The 3,501-nt window shown below is 62.6% G+C and carries 4 protein-coding genes and 1 pseudogene; 4 read left to right on the top strand and 1 reads right to left on the bottom strand.

The window, feature by feature from the left end:
* Positions 1 to 218 (bottom strand): response regulator (locus tag AB6809_RS36005; protein WP_175130968.1); only part of this gene is annotated, 218 nt, incomplete at its 3' end.
* Positions 219 to 575: 357 nt separating this feature from the next.
* On the opposite strand from AB6809_RS36005, the gene AB6809_RS36000 reads away from it, so the two are divergent.
* The 4 genes and pseudogenes from AB6809_RS36000 to AB6809_RS35985 all read left to right on the top strand — a co-directional run.
* Entirely contained in the window at positions 576 to 926 is a 351-nt protein-coding gene (locus AB6809_RS36000; RefSeq protein ID WP_029972141.1) for a hypothetical protein, read from the top strand.
* A 12-nt stretch (positions 927 to 938) separates the two neighbouring features.
* Complete coding sequence (gene hpnI, locus AB6809_RS35995) at positions 939 to 2,246, top strand: bacteriohopanetetrol glucosamine biosynthesis glycosyltransferase HpnI (protein WP_371028581.1); 1,308 nt, start codon at positions 939 to 941, stop codon at positions 2,244 to 2,246.
* Positions 2,236 to 3,063 (top strand): hopanoid biosynthesis-associated protein HpnK, encoded by an 828-nt coding sequence (gene hpnK, locus AB6809_RS35990; protein WP_371028580.1) that lies wholly within the window; start codon positions 2,236 to 2,238, stop codon positions 3,061 to 3,063. The genes hpnI and hpnK overlap by 11 nt, the downstream gene beginning before the upstream one ends.
* 105 nt (positions 3,064 to 3,168) lie before the next feature.
* Positions 3,169 to 3,501: pseudogene (locus AB6809_RS35985) on the top strand (hypothetical protein); the annotation flags it as partial.

Genomic DNA, 3,501 nt, shown 5'->3' with positions numbered 1-3,501 from the left:
ACGTCGTTGCCGGCGTCGCGGATTCGCTTGAGCAGATCCATGCCGGACACGCGCGGCAGGCCGAGATCGAGTACGACCAGCGCGTAGCTCGTGGTGTCCAGCGCGAGACCTGCTTTATGGCCGTCGCGCGCCCAGTCGACCGTGAAACCCGCCTGACGCAGACCCGCTTCGACCCCGCAGCCGATCAGGTCGTCGTCTTCAACCAGTAGTACACGCATGGGACGCAAATTCCGTTGAGTGTTGTGATGATGAATGCAATGCATCGCGGAAAAAGCGGCGATGAAGTCCGCAGTTTAACCGCGCTGTTCATGGCGGGTTCTACTGCGGTCTGCTTAAGGTTTCCTTCAGCTTGAATCGCTACTATCGCCCATCAACAGCTTACTGTCTTGTGAGTGACAGGAGCGTGCGGCGTCGTGTCGAGTTGCGGGTTTGGTTCGACGCGGTTCCAGTACATCGATGGAATGCATGGCGACCGCGGTGACGGTTTTATCGGCTGCGACGATCGTGTCCTGAAGCAGGCGACGGTTCGCCGCAAGAAGCCGTGCATGCTTTTCATCGCGCTACGAGACAAAGCCATGAAGCCTGTCACCGCCGATATGTTGCGCGCGCACCTAATGGTCGCTTCGCTCACGGCTGTCGCCGCCGACCTGCTCGCGTGCGTGACGGTCTTCGTGGATCCCGGCGCCGAGCACCTGTTCGTGTCAGCGGCTTTCCGGCTCTCTTCTATCGCGGTGATGGCCGGCGGCGTCATGGTCGCGCGCCAGTTCGCGCAAGCCGCGTTCCGGGCCGCCGTCGCAGACCGCCATGCAAGCGTTGCGTCTGTCTGCAGCAGGCCGATCGATCTCGCGTCGGATTGCCCGCGGTTGTGGCTCGTCGTGCTGCATCTGCGTCTCACGGGGAAGCCGTTCGTCTTGAGCAAACGCTGACGGAGCGCGGCAATGGCATCGCATGCATTACCGGTATCCGAATGGCTTCTGCTTGCCGGCTGCGTCGGCGCGTCGCTGTATGCCGTGGTGGCTGCTCTCGCGCTGCCGTTCTTCGGGCTGCGCGGCAGCACGCGTTCGCTCCATCCGTTTTCGCCGGTGCGCGTGAGCGTGCTCAAGCCCTTGTGCGGTGTCGAGCCGCGCCTGTATGAAAACCTGCGAAGCTTCTGCGAGCAGCGCCTCGATCATTTCCAGCTGGTATTCGGCGTGGGTTCTGCCGACGATCCCGCGATTGCCGTGGTGCGCCGTTTGCAAGCCGCGTATCCGATGCTCGACATCGAACTCGTGATCGACGCGCGCGTGCATGGCAGCAATCTGAAAGTGAGTAATCTGATCAATATGGCCGAGCGCGCGCGGCATGACGTGATCGTGATTGCCGATAGCGATATCGCCGTCGAAGCCAATTATCTCTGCGCCGTCGCGGCGCCGCTGGCCGATCCTTCTGTCGGCGTTGTCACCTGTCTGTATGTCGCGCACGGCGTGAGCGGTTTCTGGTCGCGGGTGGGCGCGCTCTTCGTCAACGAATGGTTCGGACCTTCGGTGCGCGTCGCGCATATGGCCCGATCGCGCCGCTTCGGTTTCGGCGCCACGCTTGCTTTGCGGCGCGAGACGCTCGAACGCATCGGTGGCTTCGGGCGCCTGAAGAACTATCTCGCGGACGATTACTGGCTCGCCGAACACGTGCGCGCCCTCGGTTTGCGAACCGTGCTGTCGCGAATGATGGTCGCCACCGACGTCACCGAAACAACGTTTACCGCGCTCTGGCAACGCGAGACGCGCTGGTTGCGCACGATACGTTCGGTGAATCCGCTCGGCTTTGCGTTTCTCTTCATGACGTTTGCTACGCCGTGGCTCGTTGTCGGCGTCGGACTCACGGCTTGCCTTGTGGCAAGTCAGCAAGGTGCCCTGCATGGCTGGCCGGCGTATTTGACCGCGGTCAACATGGCCGCGGGCCTGGCCGCGCGCGTCGTGCTGCACGCGCGGGCAGTGCGTCAGCAACAGGCATTGCATCGCGGGTTGAGGGACGGGGCAGGGGACGCGTTGTCGGCCGCTTTATCGTCCGCATTCGGCCGTGCCTTCTGGCGCGATCTGCCGCTCGTGCCATTGCGCGATAGCTTGCTGTTCGTGCAGTGGATCGCCAGCGCCTTCGGGTCTCATGTCATGTGGCGAGGCGCCAGAGTGCCGGTTGGAAGTTCGAGTTCCGCGTCGCGCGGCGCGCAGTTGCCGTTGATGGATACCATCGAGGCGTCCGATGGCCGCTAAGCCGCGAGCACTCATCGTGACCGCCGACGACTTCGGCCTGCATCCGCGAGTGAACATGGCCGTCGAGCAGGCTCATGTCAGCGGCGTGCTCACGGCCGCAAGCCTGATGGTCGGTGCACCCGCCTCGAGCGACGCAATCGCGCGCGCCCGCGCGATGCCGCGCTTGCGAGTCGGCCTGCATCTGGTACTCGCCGACGGCGACCCCGTTATGCCGCGCGCGAGCATCGCCTCATTGCTCGACGAACATGGGCGCTTCGGCAGCAACATGGTGCGCGACGGGATACGCTTTTTCTTCCTGCCGCACGTGCGCAAACAGCTTGCCCGAGAAATTCGCGCGCAGTTCGAGGCATTCGCCGACAGCGGGCTCACGCTCGATCATGTCAACACGCACAAGCACTTTCATCTGCATCCGACGGTGCTCGATTTGATCCTCGAAACTGGGCGCGAATTCGGCATGAAGGCGATGCGCTTACCGTTCGAAGTCAATGCGCCATTGTGGTTGCGCCCCTGGATCGCGAGGGTGAGGGCGCGACTCGACGACGCCGGAATTCTCCATAACGATTATGTTGTCGGCGTGGCCGACAGCGGGCAAATGGATGAGCGTGCGTGGCTTGCGGCGCTTGCTGCTTTGCCGGATGGCGTGGGCGAGATCTATTGCCATCCTGCTGTTGCAGGGGAGAGCGCATTGACTTGCAGTATGCGCGCGTATCGGCATGCGGACGAATTGAAGGCGCTGCTCTCGACGGACGTCGCCCTCGCAATTCGACGTCTGGGCGCGAAGACCGGTGGATTCGCCGATGTGTTGAGCGGCCGCTAAGCACGATCGAATTCGCGCTTGCCGGCAAGCGGCAGTCACACCGGTTCTGTCGCAGTAACGCGTTCCGCTATGATGTGCGGAACGACATGGACCACTGAAAGCTCGATAAAGACGTTGAATCCGGCAATGGCCCGAGTGCTCAAACGCCTGCGTTATCCGTTCGACGTGATTCTGACCTGCGTGCGCTGGTATGTGGCCTATCCGCTGAGCCTGCGGCACCTCGAAGACATGACGGCCGAGCGCGGCGTTGCGGTCGATCATTCGACTGTGCACCGCTGTGCCGTCAAGCTGCTACCGGTGCTGCAGAAAGCGTTTCGCCTGCGCAAGGCGGCCAGTTGGCAAGAGCTGGCGCATGGACGAGAGTGTGTCACGAACACAAGCGAAAGCTTGTGGTGCTGTACTGAAGATGGGAGTAGGCCTCCCGAAGCCGGCTTGCAG

Origin of the sequence: Paraburkholderia sp. RCC_158, from assembly GCF_041355255.1 — a bacterium.
In the GTDB taxonomy this organism is placed as follows: Bacteria; Pseudomonadota; Gammaproteobacteria; order Burkholderiales; family Burkholderiaceae; genus Paraburkholderia; species Paraburkholderia graminis.
This window is presented reverse-complemented; position numbering and strand designations above follow the sequence as displayed.

Bases quoted from the DNA above. Each gene is read 5' to 3' on its own strand.
- hpnK (WP_371028580.1), top strand. From the start codon at position 2,236: ATGGCCGCTAAGCCGCGAGCACTCATCGTGACCGCCGACGACTTCGGC.
- AB6809_RS36000 (WP_029972141.1), top strand. From the start codon at position 576: ATGAAGCCTGTCACCGCCGATATGTTGCGCGCGCACCTAATGGTCGCT.
- hpnI (WP_371028581.1), top strand. From the start codon at position 939: ATGGCATCGCATGCATTACCGGTATCCGAATGGCTTCTGCTTGCCGGC.